The following is a 23,526-nucleotide window of genomic DNA, read 5'->3' on the forward strand; positions in this document are numbered from 1 at the left end:
AATATTTAAAAGATAATCTTTAAGATAGCGTGTATGAATAGCATATAAATTATCAAAGACAATAACCGAGAGGGTAAAAAGCTTGTGAATAACAAAATCAAATAGCCTTCTTATGGTAAAATGATATGCTCCCTGTCTACTTGACAGGGAGCATATCAAAATCAAGTTACCGTAAAAGGCTATTTTTTATCCGGCTGATTCAGTTACCTTGGTTATAAGGTATTATTTTTAATCCGATTACGTAAATCTAGAATGTTCTTTTCTATTGTGGTGATGCAGGTTTTAAAAGATGCATCGGATTTACCGCTGGGATCATCAAGACCCCAATCTTCTTTGTGCTTACAAGGAAGCAAAGGGCACTGGACGTTACATCCCATTGTTATTAAGATATCTACGGGTGGAATCGCAGGAATGAGTTTACTATATTGCGTTTTTTCCATGTCAATATGGTAGATCTCTTTTACCAATCGGACAGCATCTTGATTGATGTGCATGCTTGTGTTTGTTCCTGCGGAATAGCTCTCAAAAATATCTGCGGCAAGATGTTTGCCTAATGCTTCTGCTATCTGACTTCGACAGGAATTATGAACACAGACAAAAGCAACTTTAGGTTTATCCATTACGAAAGAAGCTCCTTTTTTAAGATATCGATTGCCTCATCTTTTTTTAGAACCTTTCCATAGGAAGTGACTTTACCATTCACGACAAGCGCAGGTGTAGACATTACACCATAAGCTGCTATCTTTGCAAAATCGGTAACATGTTCAATTGGAGCATTCAAACCCAGATCAGAAAGAGCTTCCTTGACAGCAGCCTCTAATTGATTGCATTTTGCGCAACCTGAGCCAAGCACCTTAATGGGTGAATCTGCTGATGTTGAGGCATTGTTTTTTTGTACACTAGCTTCTGAGTTGCAGTTACCGTTGCAAGAGCAGGTTTTCGTTTCCTTCTTTTTTCTTCCAAATAGAGCCATAATAAGTTCCTCCTAAAACTAAATAAATAAAAACTGAAAAGCATTAAAGCAATAACCGACTAAGATGATACCGATGCTGCAGACAGCAATAAATACGCCTAACAGTTTTGGTTTTACAGCTTTACGCAGCATAATCATGGAGGGCAGACTCAGTGTGGTTACTGCCATCATAAAGGAGAGAATCGTTCCCAATTGTGCGCCTTTATAAAGCAATGCTTCGGCAACCGGAATCGTTCCGAAAATATCGGCATACATTGGTATGCCAATTAAAGTGGCCAATAGTACTCCAAAGTGGTTGCTGGTGCCAAGAGCTGCTTCAATCCAGGATTCAGGAATCCAGTTGTGAATGACGGCTCCGATTCCGACTCCAATTAAAATGTAAGGAAATACCTTTTTAAAGGTAGAAACAACCTGATCTTTGGCGTAAACGATTCGTTCTTCTCTTGTAAGTGAAGCGGATTCAATATCTACGCTGCTTGCAGTTCGAATAAATTCTTCTACATATGGTTCCATATGCATTTTTTCAATGATTGTACCACCGAGCACAGCAATGACTAATCCAATCACAACATAAACAACTGCAACTTTTGCCCCAAAGATACTCATGAGAAGCACGAGGCTTCCAAGATCTACCATAGGCGAAGAAATAAGAAAAGAAAAGGTTACTCCAAGTGGCAGCCCGGCGCTTGTAAAGCCGATAAACAGCGGAATCGATGAACAGGAGCAAAAAGGTGTAACTGTTCCAAGCAGAGCAGAAACAATATTTGCCCATATACCATGAAATTTTCCTAGTATTTTTTTACTCCGTTCCGGCGGGAAGTAGCTTTGAATGTATGAGATAATAAAAATCAAAAAGCAAAGAAGCAGCGTAATCTTTATTACATCATAGAGAAAAAATTGGATGCTTCCTCCTGCTCGGCTTTCAATATCCAGCCCAAAGCTGGAAAGCAAATTGCCAATTAGGCTGTTTAGCCATTTCATGCCAAGAACCTGATCTTGAAAAAAGAGCCATATAGTGTGTAGTATTTGCATAAGGAACCTCACCATTCTAATAAAATCACATCAAAAAAATTTGATATATTCGTCGAAAGAAAAACCATCTCACAGATGGTTCCTTTTATTCAGCATTGACCGGATGATTGTACGGGATGAGGCGTTGTGAGTGTGACTAAAAGGTCTGCAGCATATTGACTGCCGGATTCGCTAAGGCGGTAATGTGTCCATTTTCCTTCCTGCCTGCTTTCTACAACACCAGATTCACATAAAATCTTCATATGATAAGATAAAGAAGATTGACCAATTTCCATATAGTCAATTAAAACACATGCGCATTTTTCACCGCTTTGTAATAATTCCAAAATCGACAGGCGCTTTGCGTCACAAAACGCTTTAAAAACCTTTGCATTTTTTTCATGATTCTTTTCCAATCCCATCACCTCATATCAAATTATTTTGATGTGAATATTATATATATTCTTCACAGCTTTGTCAAGCAAAAAAGATTACTATCTGTAAAGGGCACAGTGATCTGCAAATCACTGTGCCCCTTGCGTATGCATTATAAAAATTAACGAAGTTCAAACAGTTTTAATTGAACGATTGGAATAGATAGGCGGTTACTTGATTACCGTAATCAACCTCATCTGTAATGTGACCCTGAATTGCACTGTCAAGTTGAATGCAGATCCAAGGTCTTTTATCTTCATCATTGTAAAGATAGAACACATATTGCGTCCCATGAGTAATATAATTTTCTTTATATATCATTCGGCCGTTCTCATCATAATGTATTTGCCCAGAGGAGTCAGCAGTTCCATATACCGTATCCGGACGTGTATAGTCTACTGTACTAAGTAAACCAGCTTTTTGATAGACTAAGTTAATCTCGTTTAGAAGATCCGATTTATCCGTTTCACCTATAATTTTTACAAGATTTCCTTTTGTGTCATAAGAGCAGGTAAAGGTGTACCCAGAATTATGATTCTTGTACATATCAGCAGAATAACCAGTCCATTTCCCAGCGTTATCAAATTCGGCATTATCTTTATAAATCCAGAACTTTTGGTTTATGTTTAGTACATGATCAGCAATATTGCGGGAAGTATCCGAAGCTTCATATTTTGTAATAAAAGGAAAGGGAACACCATTCAAATATTGATAGTTGATAGCTGCAATCGGATTTTTCTTTGTATCTAATAAACTTTCATGATTTGTACGCTGCTGTTCATCAAAAGTGTAAGAAAGGTATCCTACTTTCTGAAAATCACTTAAATTTATTGTTGTGCAGATTATCGCATCTTGTGAAGCAATTGCATTTTCGCTTTCAGATTTTTTACCATAAAGATGAAAAATAAAACTCGTTTTCTCTTTTGTTTCATTCAAATAGTGTTCCACAAGGAGCCTTCCGTTATCATAGGTTACAGAATCAGGAGTTTCTTTATATGTTCCCAATCTTTGAAGATATTCATTAATAAGTGATTTTTTTTGTTTTTCTTCTAAAGTGGGGGATAGACAAATGGTACCTTGGAGTTTTTCATCCGTTTCTTTCAAATCAGAATGACCTTTAAAATTATTATTGTCAAAAGCAAAGATCAGCTGCGAAGATTCTGTTGGCGAATTGGATGCGTTGCTGTTTGAAGTTTGAATGGTACACGATGAAGTAAATAAAATAATGAGAATGATTATTGGAAACAGTATCCGTCTCATACAATTTCTCCTTTACAGTATGTAAACAATTCAACTCGTCTAAGCTGCCATTATTGTGACTGCAAGTGATAAACCAAGTAGAGATAGGATGCAGGGCTTATACTTCCTATCAGACGATAGGCGTTTAGGCTTATTGTTGCTTAATTATAACAGAATGAAATGACTGATACAATTAGATTTGAAAAGAGAGAATGAAACGGATTAGCTGAGACAGTAAGATAGCATTTTAAATCATGCATTTACATATATTTGCTGTGAGAGATATGAAGGGGTAAGGTAGATGCAAAATGAAAGAAAATATTTTACTGGAAAAAGAAAAAATGAAATTGGCCATTTTTGTTAAAAAAGGTATGGATCATTTTATAGAGGAAATCGCAGATAAGCTTTCCGGTATCTACGATACAAAAAAAGTTGTTATTTCAGGTGAAACATTTGGTGAAATGGACCAACAAATTACATGGGCGGATATATGCTGGTTTGAATGGTGTGATGAGCTCATTGCTTACGGAAGCAGACACCCAGCAGCGATAAACAAGAAAATTGTGTGTAGGATTCACAGCTATGAAATTTTTACCGATTATCCATTGAAAGTAAATTGGGGTATGGTAGATAGAGTTATTTTCGTTGCCAAGCATATCAGGGATCAGGCAGTTGAAAAATTTGGTATTGCTATTGAAAAAACAACAGTGATTCCAAATGGTGTCACTATGAGTCAATATACATTTAATGAAAGAAGACCGGGATTTCATATTGCTTATGTAGGATATATAAATTATAAGAAGGGCCCGATGCTTTTACTTCAAACATTTAAAGCGATTTATGATACAGATTCACGGTATAAATTGTATATTGCAGGACGTTTTCAAGATGATAGAGACGTACTATATTTTAAACAGATGATACAGGAGTGGAGACTTGAGAAAAATATTATCTACGAGGGCTGGCAAGATAATTTAGATAGCTGGCTGGAGGATAAGGATTATATTTTATGTACCAGTATACTTGAATCTCAGAATATGAGTGTTATGCAGGCAATGTCCAAAGGGATCAAGCCGATTATTCACAATTTTGTAGGTGCTCGTGGAATCTATCCCAAGCATCTCATTTTTAATACGATAAAGGAAGCGGTTGATATGCTTTCACAAAGTTATAATTCAATTAGTTATAAAAATTATGTACAAGAAAAATATAGTTCTGACTATATTAACGACATGCTTTTAAATGAAATGGACAGAGTCTGTAAGGAAAATTTAAAGGAACCGATTGTGAGCATTGTCATGACTGTCTATAATCGTGAAAAATACCTGAAAGAAGCGATAGAAAGTGTTTTAAAGCAAAGCTATCAGCATATCGAACTTATTATCGTCAATGATGGATCAACAGACGATTCAGAAAAAATTGCAAAAGGTTTTAGTGACGATCGAATTCAATATTTTTATAAGGAAAATACCGGACAGCTGAGCACATTAAAATACGGATTGGAAAAAGCAAAAGGTAAATTTTTAACTCGTGTAGACAGCGATGACCTGATAGATAAGGAATATATAAGAACTTGCCTTGATGTGATGCTTAAAGACTCAAATCTAAAATTTGTATATACAGATATGGCTACAATAGATAGCGAAGGTAGGATCAGTGGAGAAACAAGATTTAAGGATTATGAAAGTTCTACTTTGCTTTTAATGGATGTGGTTTCCGGATTTTCGTCAGTGATACCAGATGTATCTTTTTTTAGAGAAGATTACATTTCAAATGTAATTTTAAATTATGCCGAGCAAAATGTTCCTTTTTATATTGATAATATTCTTACTTGCAAATTTATGCACATAAAGAAACCAATGTATTTTTATCGTCATCATGAATCTAATTTTGCATCAAATCATGATAATTTTATGCAGGTTGTAGAGGGGAAAATTAAGTTTGAAGATCTTTTATTTCGAAGATATTTTATTCAGATGAATCTGAATAAAGACTTTTTAGAGAATCGAAAAGCCTATTACAAACTCTTTTCAGAATATTTCACTCAGATTAGTCAGAATTACCAACAAATTGAGGCAGCGCAGAGTACGGTGAATTCTGAGAAAGCAGCTGATGCATTTCAAATGTTTCAAGAGGCATCTTTATATTGGAAGAACCGAATAGAGCAGACAGAAAGCAGCAATTCGGCGACTGAATTGCTGGAGGATAACAGAAATCAGAGAGTACTGCTGGTATCGACCGATGATCCAAGAGAGGGAAGTGCAGTTGGGGGTAAGCATACGCATATTCATCTGTTGGTAAAAGGCATCCATGAGCAAAATATTCCATGTAAGCTGGTTACCTATCAGCATAATACAAATACATTGATTGATAAAACAAAAGCCATTGATTATCTGGTAGCGCAGCTTGGTGATAATCTTTCGGAGGGAATTTCACCCGAGAAGCTGGAAAAATCCTCAGATCATTCCTTTATCTATTTGATTTACTCTATTCAAAAACAGCTGGAAGATAAGATTGAAAAAGCCTTAGTAGGAAATTACTATAGCTTTATCAGCTGTCAGGATGTAATTGCTGCTATGGCTGCACATAGAGTCATAAAAAGACTTCACTTTACTCTGCCGATTGTTACTACTTTGCATGGTTATTTTACGGATGAAAATGTGGATTATGGAGGATTGAAAAAGGGAACGCCTATCTATCATTACTTTCTTCAATATGAAAAGATATCCTATGAGATTTCAGATAGAATCATTACAGTTGACACTAGAATTAAAGAATATGTGACTAATTTAAAGCTAAATCCTTCAATAGACATTGCTGTATTGAAAAATGCAGCAGATGATGTATTATTCAACGCAGAAAAGGGTCAATCGGATGAAAACATCATAGGTGATGATTTGAAAATAAATTCTTATGATATCGCGAATAATATCATTTTGATTCCGAGAAGATTGGTTCCCAAAAATGGCGTAATATATGCAGTAAAGGCTGCTGGGGAGCTAATAAAAAGAGGAATTACGGACTTCAAGTTGGTGATTGCCGGAGATGGAATTGAGCGTACCGTGATTCAAGAGTACGTGGATCGTCATGAGGTGATCACAGAAAACCCAAAGGAGCAAACGGATGAATGTAAAAATAAAAAAAATCTGAATGATTTTGTAACTTTGCTCGGCAATGTTCCCCATAATGAGATACAGAAAATATATAAGAAGGCTAAAGTAATATTGATTCCATCTATTAGATCAAACAATGTGGAGGAAGCCACGTCTATTGCTTTATTAGAAGGAATGGCCTGCGGCAAGGTTGTAATTGCTTCGGAAATTGGTGGAATGAAGGAAATCATTGAAAATGGTAAAAATGGATTTTTAGTCAAGGCAGGAGACGCTGAAGCACTGGCAGATCAGATTGTTGCTGTTTTAAAGATGGATGATGTGCGCTACAATAAGATAGGAAAGCAAGCAAGACTTGATGTAGAAAGGCAGTATGGTTATAAAGGCCATGCAAAAAAATATATGAACCTGGTGGAAGGTAAAAAACTGCTTTTCTAATCAATAGAACAGGTTACAGAATATCATTCCAATGAAAGAAGAAAGTCCCCTGCTCACTGCAGGGGACTTTCTTCTTTCATTGGAATACCGAAATTTTTACTTTGCGGATAAGTGATGATAAAGTTTAATTAATTTTGCGATTTCTATATCTGCATTGTGATATTTATGGACAAAAGCTGGACCTGCTTTGCCTATTTCATTTAGCATATCCTTGTTTTTTAGAATTTTTTCAAGGTCGGATTTGAAACTTTCAGGAGAGGTTGGAATCAAAGGAAGTTCTTTTGGGTATTTTTCCTTCATAAAATCACTAATATATCCCATAACGGGTTTGCCCGATGCCATCGCACCTATGACATATCTGCTATAGGTACCTCCATAAAGCTCACCGATAATGAGATCAGAGGATTGATAAACAGTTTGAACTTGTTCCAGAGGCGCTTTTTTAATCAGTTTAAAATCAAATTGATATTGATATTTTAGTTCTTCCATAACCTTTAGGATATGTGATGTTCCAGCGGTATGGCTGTTTTCTGCACAATGGGAAATGATGAATTTATGACTCGTTTTGCTTGGACGGCTTATTTCAGAAAGAGTCGGCATCCTTACAAATGGTGAAATAATATGAATATCATCAAAGAAATCTTTTACATATTCATAAACTTCATAATCCTGTGCAATGCAGCATGATGCGTATTTAGAGAAAACCTCTAGTTTTCTAAATATTTCTAAATCTTTCTCAGAAGACAGCTGAACATAGGGACTGAGTTGTGCTGCTTTTTCGCTGGTGCGCACGTTTTCAGCGCAATATTCTACAACTAGCTTTTTATTTAAGTCTTTAATAATTGCAAGATCATGCTGTTTGAAATGAAGTGAACTTGAATGATGAAAATGAAAGATGTCATATTGAGGAATCAATTTTGCGGCAGTATCAATCGTACGTTCTAAGATCATAGCCCCATTTTCAAGGGAATTTATATCCATTTCATAATCAGAAGTGCATTCAGAATGCTTAGGGATATAGTTTAATGCCTTAGCATCGACTCCATTGTTTTTCAGCATACGGACGATTTGCATCGTATTGTTGGTATCATCCATTGTTCCATGAAGAATTTTCAAATCCTCTTGATTTGATTTCAATAAGCTTTGCGGGATCAAATCTTTGATTTGAATGGACGCTTCTAATGGATAATTGAGTTTAAGGCGGCAATAGGATTCCGTGACCTTCTGGTATTGTTTTGTTAAACTGTACAATCTGCATAGATAAATTTGTACAGGAATCAAGGTACGGTAGTTTTCCAGCTCTTTTATCATAAGTTTAACAGCAGACATATTCTGGGCTATATTTTCAGAAGTATCTGCTGACCTATTTTCTAACTGAGAAATGTCTTTGTTAATTTTGACAAGCAACTCATTTACTTTATTTTCAATTCGATTTGTGCTGGATTGCTCTTCAGTGTGTGGTGATGTGTCAGTTGTTTCAGCAGAGGAAGAAGGAAAGAGAATGTGTATTGACAAATCTACGATGCCTTTCATTTTATGATATTCTAAAAAGGAATTCTGTAAAAGTGATAACATTTCGGAAGCATCTGTTGCTTGATAAGCATCTACGATTCTTTTAATAAAAATTCGTTCTCTCGCTTCAAGTAAATGAACTTTTCCGCCAGAAGCCAGCTTCGAGCAGATAATCATATATTTATTATATAAATCAACAAGCTCTTCTTCAGAAAGGTAGTCATACAATAGCTTTTCTGTTCTATGAAGTACAAGCTGCAACAGCTTCTTATATAAAATAAGTGCACTGTCTTCTTCTATTTTCTTTGCATCCAATTTTAACAGTTCTAGAAGCACTTCATATAAAAACGGCCAAAAACTCTCAAAGTCTAAAGCATCCCATGTATATTCTGAAAGCGTATAGAAATTATTTTTCGGTGCTTCATTTTGAAGTACATCTTCAAAATAGCGGAAGGTCTTTTCAAATAATTCTTTTGTTGTTCCATTTGCATTGCTTGCATAAAAGTCTGTTAATGCTGAAGTGTTATTTGTAATCAAACAAGCATTCATGAACTCGTAGATACAGTTTATTCTTACCGTTTCTGAAAGAATTTGCTCCATATCTTTAATGCATGCATCGTATTCATGTAGACGGTAATGTGTTTGAAGCAGCATCTTTTTTACATCTTCAGAATTGCAAACTGTGTAAAAGGCAAATCTTCCATCATCTTTTGTTTTCATTTGGTTATAATGCGTAATCAGTGTAAGATAGCGACTAAAATAAGTCAATGCAGTTTCGTAATCTTCCTGTTCAAATCGAATAAATCCTTTATAGTAAACAAAGTCGATGAAATCGGGTTCGATAGAAAGGGCGGTATTACATACTTCTTCAGATTTTTCATATAGATAGCAGTTGATATAAATTGCGGCAGCGTTATTGTAATACATAAGAACATTATCATGCAGTTCAGCTTCTTCTGAGATTAAGCGCATATATATTTCAACTTGATGCAGTGCATTCTTCAAATCTCCGTACATCGCGTAGCTGTTACACAATTGAAAGCGAAAATAAATACTTCGTGGATCACGCTGTAATTCTTTTTTTAGAAGTGTCGATGTACGCTGGTATTTTTTTTCTTTGATATCTGGCGTCATAATATAGCCATAATGCAGGATACTGACATCCGAGTTTTTGATGGGGCCTTTAAAAACCGGCTGATTGTGCACGGCACTCGAATAATGGAATGTGGAATCATTTTTAAATATACGAGGCTGTGCCATTACTGCATAATTTTGCAATTTTGTGTCTGTATAGCTGATAATGTTTAAAGTAAAGGTGCTGAATTGCTTGTAATCCGGCGTGGAAAACATGGTTTGCAATGCCGAAAGATCAGAAGGACGGAACTCTTCATCAGCATCCATAATAAAAACATATTCCGCATCACTATGGATCAAGCTTTGATTTCTTGCTTTAGAAAAGTTGCCTTCCCATTTTTGCAGGTATACTTTATCGGTGTATTCGCGTGCAATTTCAATGGTACGATCAACAGAGCCTGTATCGATGATAATCAATTCCGCAAGTCCGCAATCAATGAGAGGGCTGACACTAGACAAGCATCTGGAAAGATTTTTCTCTTCGTCCTTTACAATCATGCAGATACTTAAAATTTTATTATAATGCTGACGAGTGAATCTGAGTATTTGGATATAATGTCTCAATATATTATTTTTGTTCACTATTTTTTCACATAGAGCAGAGAGTTTCTCAATTACATGCGCAGTGTCGGTATGACGGATTTCGGTTATCGTTGTAATTAGTTTTTTTTCCATTTTTAAATCGATGATTTCCGAATCCTTTGGAAATTGATTTAGTTGAACAAGGTTTTCACCGAATGCGGTATAAAATGTAAAAATATTCATTCGCAGATCTTTTTCATTTTGATTATCTGCATGCTGATCCATATACTCAAGGCATATCAAAATCAGCTTGGTATAAGCAGCTATTTCTTTTTTGGAGACTTTATTTATGCTTTTCGTTGAAGCGGATTTCTTCTGAATTTCAGTAAGGTAAAGCGTCATATCGGAAATAAAGGTATTTAGATAGTTCCAAGCATTCGCGTCATTTTCAAGTAAATAAAAAATTAAATTTTTCATTACTGCTTCTGGCAGATTGCGAAGCAGGCTTAATGAATCCCTTTTTTGCAGAATAAAATCTTTTAATAGCCAGCTGAAATATGTTTCATCAGGCGATACCTTGATTTCTTTTATTTTTTTTAAAATCTTGGAAGTACTCATGCTCTTTGTCAAATAAGCATTTTTGCATGAGAGGAATCTACTGTAGTTGTTTGTTGAATCGGAATCAGTGAAAAGGGATTCAAGGGCATGCCAGTCAATTTCCTGAATTTCTGCTTTGATTTTTTCAAGTTTACTATAGCAGTATGCTTGTTCTTCCTGAGTTAAATTTACAATATAGTTTGAGAACCAGATAAAAAGCTCTTGAAAAGCTTTATTTTCAATGAATTTATTGATATATAGATCGATAATTGGAAGTTCTGGATTTATAAAGCCGATATCCAAAATAGAGGCCTCGGTATAGTGATGATTAAATCCGGTGATTCCACGGTTATACAGTATTACTTCATCGTGCAAAAATACGTCTTTTTTATTGGGCGAGAGAAAGCTTTTAACGGTACAGGATATATTGAAATAAGTATTCGTTTCAAGCTGTTTTGTTATAAAATTTATAAAAGCTTCACTGAGCAGAATACCACTGTCAATGAGCATAATTCTTTTCCCTAAGCAGGAAGAGATACAAAATTCTTTAAAATATTTATAGTTTTGATCAAACTTTACTAAGTCATATTTATAGGGAATCGATTCTTCAATCTCATTGTTATTGATAACAATGAGTTCAGTATCAAATTTTTTTATTATTGGTTTAAGAAGCTCTATACATGGAAGTAGATCGCTCTTTTGATATAAGATAACAATACTTAAATCTTTCACAGGTTTCCTCCTACAGATAAAAAATTCTTGTGTAATTGATTCGGCAGATGTAAACTGCCTTTCATAGTATATTAATAAGATTGGTGTTCGGTGTATTCTTGAGGTTATTTATAATGAACCAAATGAAAGATGAGTACATAATATAGAGTATTAAATGAAGAAAGGAAAATAAATATGGGAATACCAGCACTAAACATCACGGCTCAGACTACGTTAGGTGCAAAATTAGTTTTATCGTCAGCGTACTTTGATGCCAGCGCAGCTGAAATCATCGGCGCAGAAGGTCATAAGCTTCAGACAATTATTGCTGCATATTCTGCGGGCAGCTTAAGTATAGATGCACTGACTACTGTTAATAGTCAAATATCAACTATGATGAGTGCGTTATCGACTCTTGAAACCTCTATCATGAGGAAAATTGCAGCAGGAACGAGCATTTATAGCTCAGGGTTATAAAAACAGAAATCTTTAAAACATGCGGAACTATCAGCTCTGCAACGATATTTCCTATGTTATAAAAAAGTAGAAATGATGGAATCAAAGATTCCTATTTTTGCATGTTGCCTCAAAGGCAGCGACGGTTAAGGTGCTTTCTTTGAAACATATGGAACTATCAGCAGAATATTTCCTATGTTATAAAAAAATGCCGGCATTGCCGGCATTTTTAGTAAACGATAAAAAATACACTGTGATTATGGGGGAAATGCATGAAAGCTGAAAAATTATTACTGATTAAGGATAATCCTATTAGTGAAAAAACGATCAATACAGATAGAAAGAGAAAGAGCCAAGAACAAGAACACAAATCAGAGACAAATAGATTGAGTGAAGAATCCTATTATGCACATGGAAGCTCCTATATTGATGAGAATGTGAAGATTGGGAATGGAACCAAAATTTGGCATTTTTCACACATTCAAAAGAATGCAGTGATAGGAACAAACTGCAGTATAGGTCAAAATGTAAACATTGCACCAAATGTAACGATAGGCAATCATGTCAAAATTCAAAATAATGTATCGGTTTACGAGGGTGTGGAATTGGAGGATTACGTATTTTGCGGTCCGTCTTCGGTTTTTACCAATATCACTTTTCCACGCAGTAAATATCCGCAAAAAGGGACGGAGTTCTATAAAAAAACGCTTGTAAAAGAAGGGGCAACATTAGGTGCCAACTCTACAGTCGTGTGCGGAAATATGATAGGTAAACATGCTTTTATCGCAGCAGGAGCAGTTGTTGCTTCAGATGTTCCAGACTATGGGTTTATGGTAGGCGTTCCAGCGAAACGCAAAGGATGGGTCTGCGAATGTGGAACAAAGTTGGAGAATGGACTGACGTGCAGTCACTGCGGCAGAAAATATGCAGAGCAGGATGGGAAATTAAGCGAGGTACTTAAATGATACAAATGAATGACCTTGTAAAACAATATGATGGGATTCGGGATGACGTAGAAAGACGCATAGCCAAAGTGGTCAGACATGGAAAGTTTATCATGGGGCCTGAGATAGAGGAGCTGGAGAATAAGCTTCAGGATTATGTAGGAGTAAAGCATGCCGTAACTTGTTCCAGTGGTACAGATGCGCTGCTAATGGCATTACTTGCGTGGGGAATTGGGCCTGGGGACGCTGTCTTTACCACGCCGTTTACATTTGTGGCAACTGCAGAAGTAATTGCAAATTTGGGAGCGACTCCTGTTTTTGTTGATATTGACCAAAATAGTTTTAACATGAATCCGTCCGAGCTGGAAAAGAGCGTAAAAAAAGTCCTAGAGATTGGTGAACTTAAGGCAAGTGTTATCATACCTGTCGATTTATTTGGCCTGCCTGCTGATTATGAAGAAATTTGGAAGACAGCAGATAAATACGATCTTAAAATTCTTGAAGATGGAGCACAGAGCTTTGGAAGTAGTCTAAAAGGGAAAAAAACCGGAAGTCTGGCTCATGTGGGAGCGACTTCTTTTTTTCCGGCAAAGCCGTTAGGCTGCTATGGAGATGGAGGGGCTGTATTTACAGACGATGACGAAATGTATGAAATCCTTAAATCGATTCGTGTGCATGGAAAAGGAGAAGATAAGTACCATAATGTGAGAATTGGCTTAAATAGCCGATTGGATACCATGCAGGCTGCTGTTCTTCTTGCAAAATTGGAGGTTTTTGATCACGAGCTTTTTCTTAAGAATCGTATCGCATCACTATATCATAATAAATTACAAGGAATGGTTCAAACACCTCATGTAAATAAAACAGATGAATCCAGTTGGGCTCAGTACTCTGTTCTAAGCCAAAACGAAAAAGAAAGGGACTTATTTAAGAGTAAGCTGACAGAAGCTGGAATTTCTTCTGCAATTTATTATAAAACTCCATTGCATTTACAGCCGGTATTTAAAACTTTGGGATATGAAGAGGGTGACTTCCCTGTTGCAGAGGATATAAGCAAACGGATTTTAAGCTTACCAATGCACCCTTATTTGACAGAAGATGAAATCAATGCTGTTGTCAACGTGTTTTCTAAAACAATAGAGGCAATGTGAGCTGTTGAAGAAGTAAAACTTAATAAGAATTGATGCTGAATATGGAATTGATAAATTTATAAAAACTGAGGTGGTATCCATGCATGTAAAAAATCAAGAAAAAATAAAAGAACAATCAAGCATAAAACAGGAAGAAATTTATTCGAGTTTAATGAATAAAATTATGAATAAAACAGCGGTCATCGGAATCATAGGACTGGGTTATGTAGGTCTACCGTTGGCAATGGAAAAGGCTAAAGCCGGTTATAAAACAATAGGCTTTGATATCCAGAAGAAAAAGGTCGATATGGTTAATAGCGGAGTCAGTTACATTGGAGACATACAAAGTGAAGATCTCATTAAGATGACTGCATCTGGTCAGCTAAGTGCTACAAATGACTGGAGCTTTATTAAAGAAGTAGATTGTGTGGCAATTTGTGTACCGACACCTCTGGATAAACACAAACAGCCAGATTTAAGTTATATCAAAGAATCGGTAAAGAATATTACGCAAGGGCTTCACAAAGGGATGCTGATTGTACTTGAAAGCACAACGTATCCAGGCACAACTGACGAACTTGTAAAGCCGTTATTAGAAGATTCGGGACTGAAATGTGAAGAAGATTTCTTTTTAGCTTTTTCACCGGAAAGAGTTGATCCTGGCAATTTAATTTATAAAACGCAAAATACACCTAAAGTGGTGGGCGGTGTTGGCAAGAAAAGTACAGAATTAGCAGCAGCATTGTACCGAAATGTACTTTTTGGGGAAATTTTTGAAGTTTCCAGCCCTGAAGTTGCAGAGATGGAAAAGCTCCTTGAAAACACATATCGAAATGTGAATATCGCATTAGCAAATGAAATGTGCATTATCTGCGAAAAGATGGGTATTAATGTATGGGAGGTAATAGAGGCTGCAAAGACAAAGCCATATGGCTTTCAGCCGTTTTATCCAGGGCCTGGAATCGGTGGACATTGCATTCCTCTTGATCCTTATTATTTAACTTGGAAGGCGAAGGAATACGATTATGATTCTCGTTTGATAGAGGCAGCAGGAGAAATTAATTCATACATGCCTCAGTATGTGTCAGAACGAGCCATGAGGATATTAAATAAGTATAAAAAGACATTAAACGGAGCTGCAATTCTCATACTGGGAATTGCATATAAACCAGATATTCACGATATTAGAGAAAGTCCGGCTTTAAAGATTATTGAAGAATTGATTCGGCATGGAGCGACTGTCAGATATTCCGATCCGTATGTCGCCAACTTTCAATGGAAAGAGATTTTTTTAAATAGTGTAGAGCTTACCGCAGACGAAATAGAACGAGCCGATATGGTTATTATTTTAACGGATCACAGCTGTTATGATTATGCATTCATACAAAGCAATGCAAAGATAGTCTTTGATACAAAAAATGCAATGAAGCAGATCAAAAACAGATGTAATATAGAATGCATTTGAATAAGTATGATCTAGTTTAATTGAAATAGATGAAAGAAAAAATATTGGAGGAGACCGGTCATTATTTGATTTTTTTCGCTTTACGTAAATTACAGTAGATAAATGATATGGATAAGAAATAGGTGCTTGAATAAAGAATGGACAGAAATATCCTGGTATATCTGAAACACAGCATGTGGATTTTAGTTAAGTATGAATATTTCTTTGAACTATATAGGAAGTAGTTTGTTACGGAGAAGAGCATGGAGGGATATCAAGGTGAATCAATATAACAACATATTTTTGGGCGCAAATGTAATAGAATCTACATCGATATTTCAAACTGCAGTCGCAAGCATCTTGTGTACACAGGCTGATTATTTGGATACATTGCTTAGAAGAAATGAATCAACGAGAATTTTAATGGAAGCAAATGAACAAATTTGCCAAATGATTTCCAGTATAAAATTTCTTGAAAAGTCAATTGTTAACGAGATTGAAGATGGTATTGAAATACGAAAGCAAAAACAGCCTGATCCGATTCGGTATAGGGCTCCTTTTTAAAAAGAAGATAGTAAAATAATAGCAGCAGTGCATGTTGCTTGTATATATCATTAATAATGAAAATAAACATATTAAAAGCATATATTGATAGAGTTTTAAAGTATATAAGAAATGAGGGAATGATACATGTCAGAATGCCAATTGTGTGTAGTAGGAGGCGGGCGCTGGGGAGAAAATCATATCAAAACCCTATATGAAATGGGAAGTCTTGCGGGCATTGTTGATCTTGATGCGAAGCGGCTTGCTGTACTTTCTGAGCAATATGTAGATGTAAAAACCTTCAATAATTTGGAAGATGCTTTGAGTGGTAAGTTTGAAGGATTTATAGTGGCGACTTCAGCAAAGACTCATTATAAATTAGCAAAAAAGTTATTAAAAGCCGGTCAAAATGTTTTAGTTGAAAAACCACTTGCATTATCATCAAAAGATTCAGAAGAATTAGTATCGATGTCAAAACAATACGGAGGAACCTTGCTGGCTGGACACCAATTATTATTTCATCCTGCTGTCATGAAGATAAAACAGATAATTGATACAGGGGTAATTGGGAAGCTTAGGTATATAAGCACATCAAGAGTAAAATTAGGAACGGTTCGTCAAACAGAGAATGTAATTTGGTCATTTGCACCACACGATCTGTCTGTAATAAATTATCTAACTGGGCAGGTTCCGATTAAAACGGACGCCTTTGCTTCTTCATTTTTGCAGGCTGGGATCTTTGATATGGCAAATATCGAGTTGACATATTCAAATCATGTCAAGGGATTCATTTCTGTTTCTTGGCTGCACCCTGTAAAGGAGCAGAAAATTACTGTAGTCGGTGACCAAGCGATGTTAACTTTTGATGACTCTTCTCGAAACAAGGAACTGTATTTACACAAAAAAAAGATTGATATGACAGGAGAATGTCCTGTGAGTGTGGATGGAGGAATTGAAAAGATCGATTATGTTTATTCTCCACCGTTAAAAAATGAACTGAATTATTTTATTGAACTGATTCGTTCTTCCGAGAAGAGGGAGTATGGGCAAAACGGCCATGAGGTAGTTAAGCTGCTTGAAAAAATAACACACGATCTCAATATAATAAAAAGTTAGATGTGGCAATAAGATAAGAAGAGGAAATTTCCTGGGAAATGGAATGGTAAAGGGGATGATTGGGAAATATGTAATACATATGAGATTTTTGATTAACAAAATTTATAGGTATGAAAATAAATATGTAAGATATTATGCTATGAAGAGTTTATGAAAGAGGTGGTTCAATGAAAAAAGAAATATATCTGGCGGGAGGCTGCTTTTGGGGGACTGAAAAATACTTTGAGAGCATTCCGGGAGTTTTGTCTACGGAAGTCGGATATGCAAATGGCGGAACAGAAAATCCAACGTATGAAGAAGTGTGCTATAACGATACCGGGCATGCAGAGACGGTAAAAGTAGAATATGAAGAGAGTAAGATTGGATTGCCATATTTGTTAGAGCTGTACTATGATGCAATCAATCCGGTGAGCGTAAACCGTCAGGGTGGAGATATCGGACAACAGTATAGGACCGGAATTTATTTTACTAATGGAGCAGACGAACCGGTAATTCATGATTCTATTAAAAAGCTCCAAGAAAAACATAGGGAAAAAATTGCAATCGAAGTAAAACCGCTATTGAATTATTATAGAGCAGAAGAATATCATCAAAATTATTTAGATAAAAATCCAGGCGGGTATTGTCATATTGATACCGATCAATTTGAAAAAGCAAAACATGCTGCTGATGTAAGTCGCATATACCCGAAAAGAGAACAGGATGAATTGAAAAAAAGCTTATCAGACCTGCAGTTTACGGTGACGCAGAATGGAAACACAGAACCTCCGTTTCAAAATGAATTTTTTAATGAATTTCGTGAAGGAATTTATGTGGATATTACCACAGGAGAACCTCTCTTTCTATCAAGTGATAAGTTTGAATCCGGATGTGGATGGCCTAGTTTTTCAAAGCCAATTGATGCAGAGAAGTTGATTGATGTGACTGATAAAAGCTATGGGATGGTACGTACTGAGGTAAGAAGTAAAAACAGCGATGCACATTTGGGACATGTATTTAAAGATGGACCTGTCGATAAAGGAGGACTTCGTTATTGTATTAACAGTGCGTCGCTTCGGTTCATTCCAAAGGAAAAAATGGAGATCGAAGGTTATGGTGACTATTTAAATCGATTATGATGGTCAAAAAAATGGATTTACTTGAAAGAGGCAAATATAGATTGATATAATATATAAGATTCGGTTAAAAAATGGATAAGAAAGGATGAAATACAATGCTTTGGAAAGATAAATATGAATTAGGAGTTTCCCTTGTGGATGAGCAGCATAAAGAATTGTTTCAACGTGTCGAAAATTTCGTGACGACATTACGTTCTTCCGCATCTTGGGAAGAGAAAGTGCAGCGTGTGAACGAAACCCTTGAATTTATGAATGGATACGTTGTGGAGCATTTTCGAGACGAAGAAGCGTATCAAAAACACATTGGTTATCCTGGCTATGAAGCACATAAGAAGATTCATGCCGATATGGTCAACTATGTGATGAAGGTTACTTCTGAGTATGAGAACAGCGGATTTAATGAACAATTGATGCAGCAATTTGCAGGCAAACTTCTAGCATGGCTGATTAATCATGTGGCAGCGGAGGATCAGAGAATTGCTGCGTATGCAATTGAAAAGGGGGTAGAAAACAATGCTGAATAATCTTCAGGACTCCTTTTTAGAGGCAACCCGCAATGTATTTGAGTTGATGCTAGACCTTTCTGAACTATCTGAGCAGCCTATGGAATCTTTCAACTATGAGGATGTGCTGGATATTTCGATTGGTGTAGTCGGAGAATTACAGGGAGAGGTCGTTTACCGTTTCCCGAATAAGACTTCACTGGGTATGGTAAATATTATGACAAGCATGGAGTTGGACACGGTAGATGATTTCGTAACTTCTGCAATTTCTGAAATTGCGAATATTATCAGTGGTAATGTTCTGACAATGCTTGCTGCACAGGATGTGAAATGCGACATATTACCTCCGGTGTTTGCGAAGCCGGATGACAGCAAGCAATACTCTTTACATACAGATTGCTGCATTTCCAGTTCAGTAGGTGATGTTTGCTTAGACATAAGACTAAACCCTGCTGAATCCGTTTAGAAAAACAAGAAACAAGATTTGATAAAAAAGGTGCATTTGAGAAAGATGCGCCTTTTTTATGAACAGATATAAATATACAAGTGAAATATACAATCACATATATTTATCATTGACAAATATATGTGAAAATGATAAGTTGTGTTTATAAATAAGATATAAGCTTGTTTAATGAAATAAAGAAGGGAAAATGATAATGATTCTAATGTTTCAGTAAGCTTAGATGGAAAAACATATGAATTTTCCGATTCAGAGATTAAAAGAGCTGCGGAACTAAATAATGTAGATAAGGAACAGTTAAAGAAAGAAATTGAAAATGGGGCTGATCAAGATGGAAGGTTTTCTCCGTTTTCTAAATTGACCCCTTTAAATAATGGGCTTACAGAAAAAGAATTGGATAAATTGAATGAACAGAAAGTATCCTCAACAGATGATGCGGGTAACTGGGATTTCACCATATTCACCGAACCGTGAAAACGATAGCTTAAGGATGAATGCATTTTTTGATCCTGAGACAGGAGAAATCGTTTCTGCGGCCGAGCAGGTCGGATATGATGAAGAAGGGCGTTCCGTTTGGGAAGACGTTTGCGTGGATTCTGTACCGTGAAAGGATGGTTAATTTGAATGAAAAAAATAATAATAGTTATTTTCACTTTAATTTTATGCATATCGCTGGCAGCCTGCGATGAAGCTCAAAATAATCTGCCGGCAGATGGTGAAGTTTATACAGGATATATCTCATTAAATGGTGATACGCTAAATTTGGATACGTTTGAGATTATAACACTTGAAGATAAGAGCCGGATGCAGGAACTTGATTTGGAAGAAACGGATATGCCTGACGGATATTATTTTAACGCATTAAATGAAATGAAATCATTTGTTATTGATGATAATACAGAGTATATATTCTTTGATACATCTAATTTGTTTGTTGACGAAAATGCGCAGGATAAAGAATATAACACAACAGATAAAGAAGAGTTTTATCAATTTCTGTATAGAGGAGAAGAGGTTCCTATGAAGGTTCCGTTTGAAGTTAAGATGAAGGATGGCATTGCAGTAACTATCAAAGAGATTTTTGTAAACTAACTATCCGTATGGAACAGGAGATAAACTAAATGTAAAAAAATCAAAATGATGGAATCTAGGATTCCTATTTGTACCATTCTGCGTCGTAGATTTCCTAGCTTACCTTACTTTAGCTTGGTTTCAGATAAAAAGTTAGAGATATGTGGAAGTGTTTGTTTCGGTTATTTTCTAACTGTATTGTTAAAAAGCATCTATTTGGAGAGAAAACAATTAAAGAATATTATTGAAAGCTGAAAAGTTGATTCAAGTAAAGCTTAAATAAATTTGAAAAAGCAGAGTATGGTGCATTCATAATGATGCCTTTGAGTATTATGTCTCCAAAGTGATTAATAAACATTGCAATAATAGCTATCCATTTTAGTGTACTTCCTGCAAAATATCCTTGTACCTTTCTGTTTGTCATCGTTTACTCCCTTAAATACTTTTTATGATCTTTTAATTGAATGGTATATCTTATATTTCCAGAATAAAGAAGGATATATAAACAGTATCGACACATTGAGTTTATTGGAATCGTTACTGTATTGTAATAGAAGCCTTAGTAATAAATTTATTCTCATCTAAAATATTGAGAGGAATTTTAATAATATATACTTATCATTGACAAATATATTCGAATGTAATAAAGTTATTATAGAAGAACTGACAATATGAATAAAAGAGATAATTGGTAAAAGGAGGTGGATCCGATAGATTCTGTTTTTGACGAAGATTTATGTGTATCAATAAATTTAGATACTATTCCTGAGGTGACAAAGACGATAGAGTCAATTGATGATCCGCTCAAGAAAGACTTGATTGTAAAATATCTATTTACACCGACTAATATTGAAACAGAAATTACTTCATCGGAACCTATTTCTTTTAGCAGCTTTAGTAATACTGAGTTTAATAATTGTGTTATGGAGCAAAATGCGGAGGAAGCTTCTTTTTTGTTAGATAAAATAGGCGTGTTGCTTGATATACCTGTTGATGAATTAGAAATGGAAGTTGCATCAATTGAATTAAAGGGTGAAAAAGTTATGAAAGAAATTTTAAATCCCTTGAATGACGAAGAAGTAAACAAAATCAAGAAATTCTCAGAATTAAAATCAGCAGCAAACTCATATGAAGCTACTTTCAGAAAAAAAGCTAAGAGTGGATATTTGACAATACTTGAATTTGAAGTTGAGATGGATTGGCAAAGCAATAATAATAAAATCACTTATTGTGATACTAATTCTTTTAGCTATTCATACGTCTGGTATTGGGTGCACTATGCTACAACAACTCAAGATCCGGTAGTGAAAGAAAGCTATGCAACATTGACGGGAAAGAAGGCAACTTTCAGAGAAATAAATAGAAATGGCTATTATGGGGCTGGATATTATTATATGATAATGCCTACTTTACGTTTAAATGTTGATGGTTCTTATTCGCCAACTTCAGTACCATCGGTATCAATATAGATTTGTGAAAACAAGCTGGAAAGTTAGAAAAAAAGTCCGAGAAGACAGAATAAGAAACGTTGTGTTTGATAATATAAATAAAGGTATAAAACAGAAGAATATGCCTGTGTAGGAGAATGGAGGAGGTTATAAATGCAGAAAACAGTTTACACAATATTTAGCGCTATTTTATATATAGCATCATGGGTACTTATTGGATATGTTGTTTTGATATCACCTAAATTAGTTACAAAGGATTACATAATAGAAAACATTACTATTATGAAAATGAGTGCAATAATTTTATTATTTATTACGATTGCCTCGAGTACGTTATTATCGATTATGAAAGATTTAAAAATCAGGAAATTCATCACACGGTTTACTTTTATTAGCCTAGCATTTACATACAATTGAATTCTTAGATGGTAAAATGAAAAACTATCAGATTGAGATTTCCTTTAATGCGTCTGGAAATATGAAAGTAGAGCTTGAACCAAACACATGAAAATCATTCACTCCACAGCAATGGAAATCTCAGTAATAAACTCATGCTCATCATCTGTAATAAATTTATTAATCAGCTGTCGTTCATACAGATAGCCAAGGATGGTCATAGAATGTTCCGAAGCATATTCTAAAAGTTTTTCTCTTGTATCAGCAAGCGTATCGTATGAGCCTTTATGGAAGGTAGACAAATATTCTCCGGCGGGGCGTATAATGAGGTTTGGAGAATCAATTGGTTTATCCAGCTCCAAAAAAAGCTCTCTATTTTTAAATTCACCGGAAGGTTTCAAAGAAACAATCCATCCATACTGCCATTTTCTCGAAGCTGGATCATCGGTAAACGGATGCATCAATTTTGAAAAAGTGAGCGAAAAATCATTTGTTACATCTGAATCATCAATCGTTAGAGCATAGAGATAAATTTCTTCAAAATAGCAATATTTATATGGTTTTTCTTCATTGTAAGAAAAGCCATATTTTATTTGATTCAGAATTTGATCGAATGTATTTTGTGCAGATTGAAGTTTTTTTATCTGCGTATCTAAAGTCTGTATTTGTGAACTTAGTAACTGAAACGTCTGCTCAGTCGAATGTTTGTTTAAATAGGATTTGATTTGCTGCAATTCAATACCGCTGGTTTTTAAAGCGAGAATCAGATATAAATAAGAAAATTGTTCAATAGAATAATAGCGGTATAAATTTTTTTCATTAATATGATCGGGCTTTATTAAGCCGATTTTATCGTAATAGAGCAGTGTTTGCTTTGGAATGCTGAATATTTCACAAATTTGTCCGGTAGAAAAATAAATACTCATGAGAAATCCTTTCAAAAAAGCCTTGACTATATAGCAACTATATAGTTTATAATGAAAATTGTCAAATAAATAAGAATTATAAGAGTTATAAGAGAGAATCAAAGCATTCTCACAGGGAATCAGGATAAGCCTGAACAGTCTCGCTGCCGTGGAAACGAGTGACATGCGATTTAGCCACTGAAGAAATTTGGGAAGGCCGCATGGAGCGTTGGAGTTTAAGTCGGAATACCTGCTTATAATAATAGGTTTTTTACGAGAGATGGAAAGCCTTCTGCTTTAATGCGTA

22 protein-coding genes and 1 riboswitch are annotated in these 23,526 nt (G+C 35.4%); of the genes, 14 read left to right on the forward strand and 8 right to left on the reverse strand.

Annotated features, from left to right (window positions below; genetic code table 11):
* Positions 1–212: 212 nt before the first annotated feature.
* From U5921_RS13310 to U5921_RS13330, 5 genes are all read right to left on the reverse strand, one after another.
* Positions 213–620 (reverse strand): arsenate reductase ArsC, encoded by a 408-nt coding sequence (locus tag U5921_RS13310; protein WP_324823947.1) that lies wholly within the window; start codon positions 618–620, stop codon positions 213–215.
* Positions 620–973 (reverse strand): thioredoxin family protein, encoded by a 354-nt coding sequence (locus U5921_RS13315; protein ID WP_324823948.1) that lies wholly within the window; start codon positions 971–973, stop codon positions 620–622. Before U5921_RS13315 ends, U5921_RS13310 begins: the two co-directional genes overlap by 1 nt.
* Positions 974–991: 18 nt before the next feature.
* Positions 992–2,005, reverse strand: coding sequence for a permease (locus U5921_RS13320; protein WP_324823949.1), 1,014 nt, complete (start codon positions 2,003–2,005; stop codon positions 992–994).
* 89 nt (positions 2,006–2,094) lie between these two features.
* Positions 2,095–2,406, reverse strand: a complete 312-nt coding sequence (locus U5921_RS13325; RefSeq protein ID WP_417765015.1) for an ArsR/SmtB family transcription factor — start codon at positions 2,404–2,406, stop codon at positions 2,095–2,097.
* A 154-nt stretch (positions 2,407–2,560) separates the two neighbouring features.
* Positions 2,561–3,679 carry a hypothetical protein gene (locus U5921_RS13330; RefSeq protein ID WP_324823951.1) on the reverse strand — a complete coding sequence of 373 codons (1,119 nt, stop codon included), beginning with the start codon at positions 3,677–3,679 and terminating at the stop codon, positions 2,561–2,563.
* Positions 3,680–3,966: 287 nt separating this feature from the next.
* Between U5921_RS13330 and U5921_RS13335 the strand changes: the two genes are divergently transcribed.
* Positions 3,967–7,206: a glycosyltransferase gene (locus U5921_RS13335; protein WP_324823952.1), complete on the forward strand. Its 3,240-nt coding sequence runs from the start codon at positions 3,967–3,969 to the stop codon at positions 7,204–7,206.
* 96 nt (positions 7,207–7,302) lie between these two features.
* On the opposite strand, the gene U5921_RS13340 is transcribed toward U5921_RS13335, so the two are convergent.
* Entirely contained in the window at positions 7,303–11,703 is a 4,401-nt protein-coding gene (locus U5921_RS13340; protein WP_324823953.1) for a glycosyltransferase, read from the reverse strand.
* A gap of 174 nt (positions 11,704–11,877) precedes the next feature.
* Between U5921_RS13340 and U5921_RS13345 the strand changes: the two genes are divergently transcribed.
* The 11 genes from U5921_RS13345 to U5921_RS13395 all read left to right on the forward strand — a co-directional run bounded on the left by U5921_RS13345 (position 11,878) and on the right by U5921_RS13395 (position 20,491).
* Positions 11,878–12,159 carry a hypothetical protein gene (locus tag U5921_RS13345; RefSeq protein ID WP_324823954.1) on the forward strand — a complete coding sequence of 94 codons (282 nt, stop codon included), beginning with the start codon at positions 11,878–11,880 and terminating at the stop codon, positions 12,157–12,159.
* 251 nt (positions 12,160–12,410) lie between these two features.
* Positions 12,411–13,103 (forward strand): acyltransferase, encoded by a 693-nt coding sequence (locus U5921_RS13350; RefSeq protein ID WP_417765016.1) that lies wholly within the window; start codon positions 12,411–12,413, stop codon positions 13,101–13,103.
* On the forward strand, positions 13,100–14,233 hold the full coding sequence (locus U5921_RS13355) for a DegT/DnrJ/EryC1/StrS family aminotransferase (RefSeq protein WP_324823955.1): 1,134 nt from the start codon (positions 13,100–13,102) through the stop codon (positions 14,231–14,233). Before U5921_RS13350 ends, U5921_RS13355 begins: the two co-directional genes overlap by 4 nt.
* A gap of 151 nt (positions 14,234–14,384) precedes the next feature.
* Positions 14,385–15,677 carry a nucleotide sugar dehydrogenase gene (locus tag U5921_RS13360; RefSeq protein ID WP_324826003.1) on the forward strand — a complete coding sequence of 431 codons (1,293 nt, stop codon included), beginning with the start codon at positions 14,385–14,387 and terminating at the stop codon, positions 15,675–15,677.
* A 258-nt stretch (positions 15,678–15,935) separates the two neighbouring features.
* Positions 15,936–16,220, forward strand: coding sequence for a hypothetical protein (locus U5921_RS13365; RefSeq protein WP_324823956.1), 285 nt, complete (start codon positions 15,936–15,938; stop codon positions 16,218–16,220).
* A 126-nt stretch (positions 16,221–16,346) separates the two neighbouring features.
* Positions 16,347–17,315 (forward strand): Gfo/Idh/MocA family oxidoreductase, encoded by a 969-nt coding sequence (locus U5921_RS13370; RefSeq protein WP_324823957.1) that lies wholly within the window; start codon positions 16,347–16,349, stop codon positions 17,313–17,315.
* 167 nt (positions 17,316–17,482) lie between these two features.
* Positions 17,483–18,433, forward strand: coding sequence for a peptide-methionine (R)-S-oxide reductase MsrB (msrB, locus tag U5921_RS13375; RefSeq protein WP_324823958.1), 951 nt, complete (start codon positions 17,483–17,485; stop codon positions 18,431–18,433).
* A gap of 95 nt (positions 18,434–18,528) precedes the next feature.
* Positions 18,529–18,957 (forward strand): hemerythrin family protein, encoded by a 429-nt coding sequence (locus tag U5921_RS13380; RefSeq protein WP_324823959.1) that lies wholly within the window; start codon positions 18,529–18,531, stop codon positions 18,955–18,957.
* Positions 18,947–19,402, forward strand: a complete 456-nt coding sequence (locus U5921_RS13385; protein ID WP_324823960.1) for a chemotaxis protein CheX — start codon at positions 18,947–18,949, stop codon at positions 19,400–19,402. The genes U5921_RS13380 and U5921_RS13385 overlap by 11 nt, the downstream gene beginning before the upstream one ends.
* 403 nt (positions 19,403–19,805) lie before the next feature.
* On the forward strand, positions 19,806–20,006 hold the full coding sequence (locus U5921_RS13390; protein WP_324823961.1) for a hypothetical protein: 201 nt from the start codon (positions 19,806–19,808) through the stop codon (positions 20,004–20,006).
* Between the two features lie 17 nt (positions 20,007–20,023).
* A complete protein-coding gene (locus U5921_RS13395) occupies positions 20,024–20,491 on the forward strand; it encodes a hypothetical protein (RefSeq protein WP_324823962.1) in 468 nt (155 codons plus the stop codon).
* A 220-nt stretch (positions 20,492–20,711) separates the two neighbouring features.
* On the opposite strand, the gene U5921_RS13400 is transcribed toward U5921_RS13395, so the two are convergent.
* Complete coding sequence (locus tag U5921_RS13400; protein WP_324823963.1) at positions 20,712–20,894, reverse strand: hypothetical protein; 183 nt, start codon at positions 20,892–20,894, stop codon at positions 20,712–20,714.
* A 277-nt stretch (positions 20,895–21,171) separates the two neighbouring features.
* Between U5921_RS13400 and U5921_RS13405 the strand changes: the two genes are divergently transcribed.
* Together U5921_RS13405 and U5921_RS13410 are read left to right on the forward strand one after the other, a co-directional pair.
* Positions 21,172–21,939 (forward strand): hypothetical protein, encoded by a 768-nt coding sequence (locus U5921_RS13405; RefSeq protein WP_324823964.1) that lies wholly within the window; start codon positions 21,172–21,174, stop codon positions 21,937–21,939.
* Between the two features lie 132 nt (positions 21,940–22,071).
* Positions 22,072–22,335, forward strand: a complete 264-nt coding sequence (locus tag U5921_RS13410; protein WP_324823965.1) for a hypothetical protein — start codon at positions 22,072–22,074, stop codon at positions 22,333–22,335.
* 98 nt (positions 22,336–22,433) lie between these two features.
* On the opposite strand, the gene U5921_RS13415 is transcribed toward U5921_RS13410, so the two are convergent.
* Positions 22,434–23,240 carry a MerR family transcriptional regulator gene (locus U5921_RS13415; RefSeq protein ID WP_324823966.1) on the reverse strand — a complete coding sequence of 269 codons (807 nt, stop codon included), beginning with the start codon at positions 23,238–23,240 and terminating at the stop codon, positions 22,434–22,436.
* 72 nt (positions 23,241–23,312) lie between these two features.
* Positions 23,313–23,492: riboswitch (cobalamin riboswitch) on the forward strand.
* Positions 23,493–23,526 lie beyond the last annotated feature (34 nt).

The organism is Sinanaerobacter sp. ZZT-01 (assembly GCF_035621135.1).
Lineage (GTDB): Bacteria > Bacillota > Clostridia > Peptostreptococcales > Anaerovoracaceae > IOR16.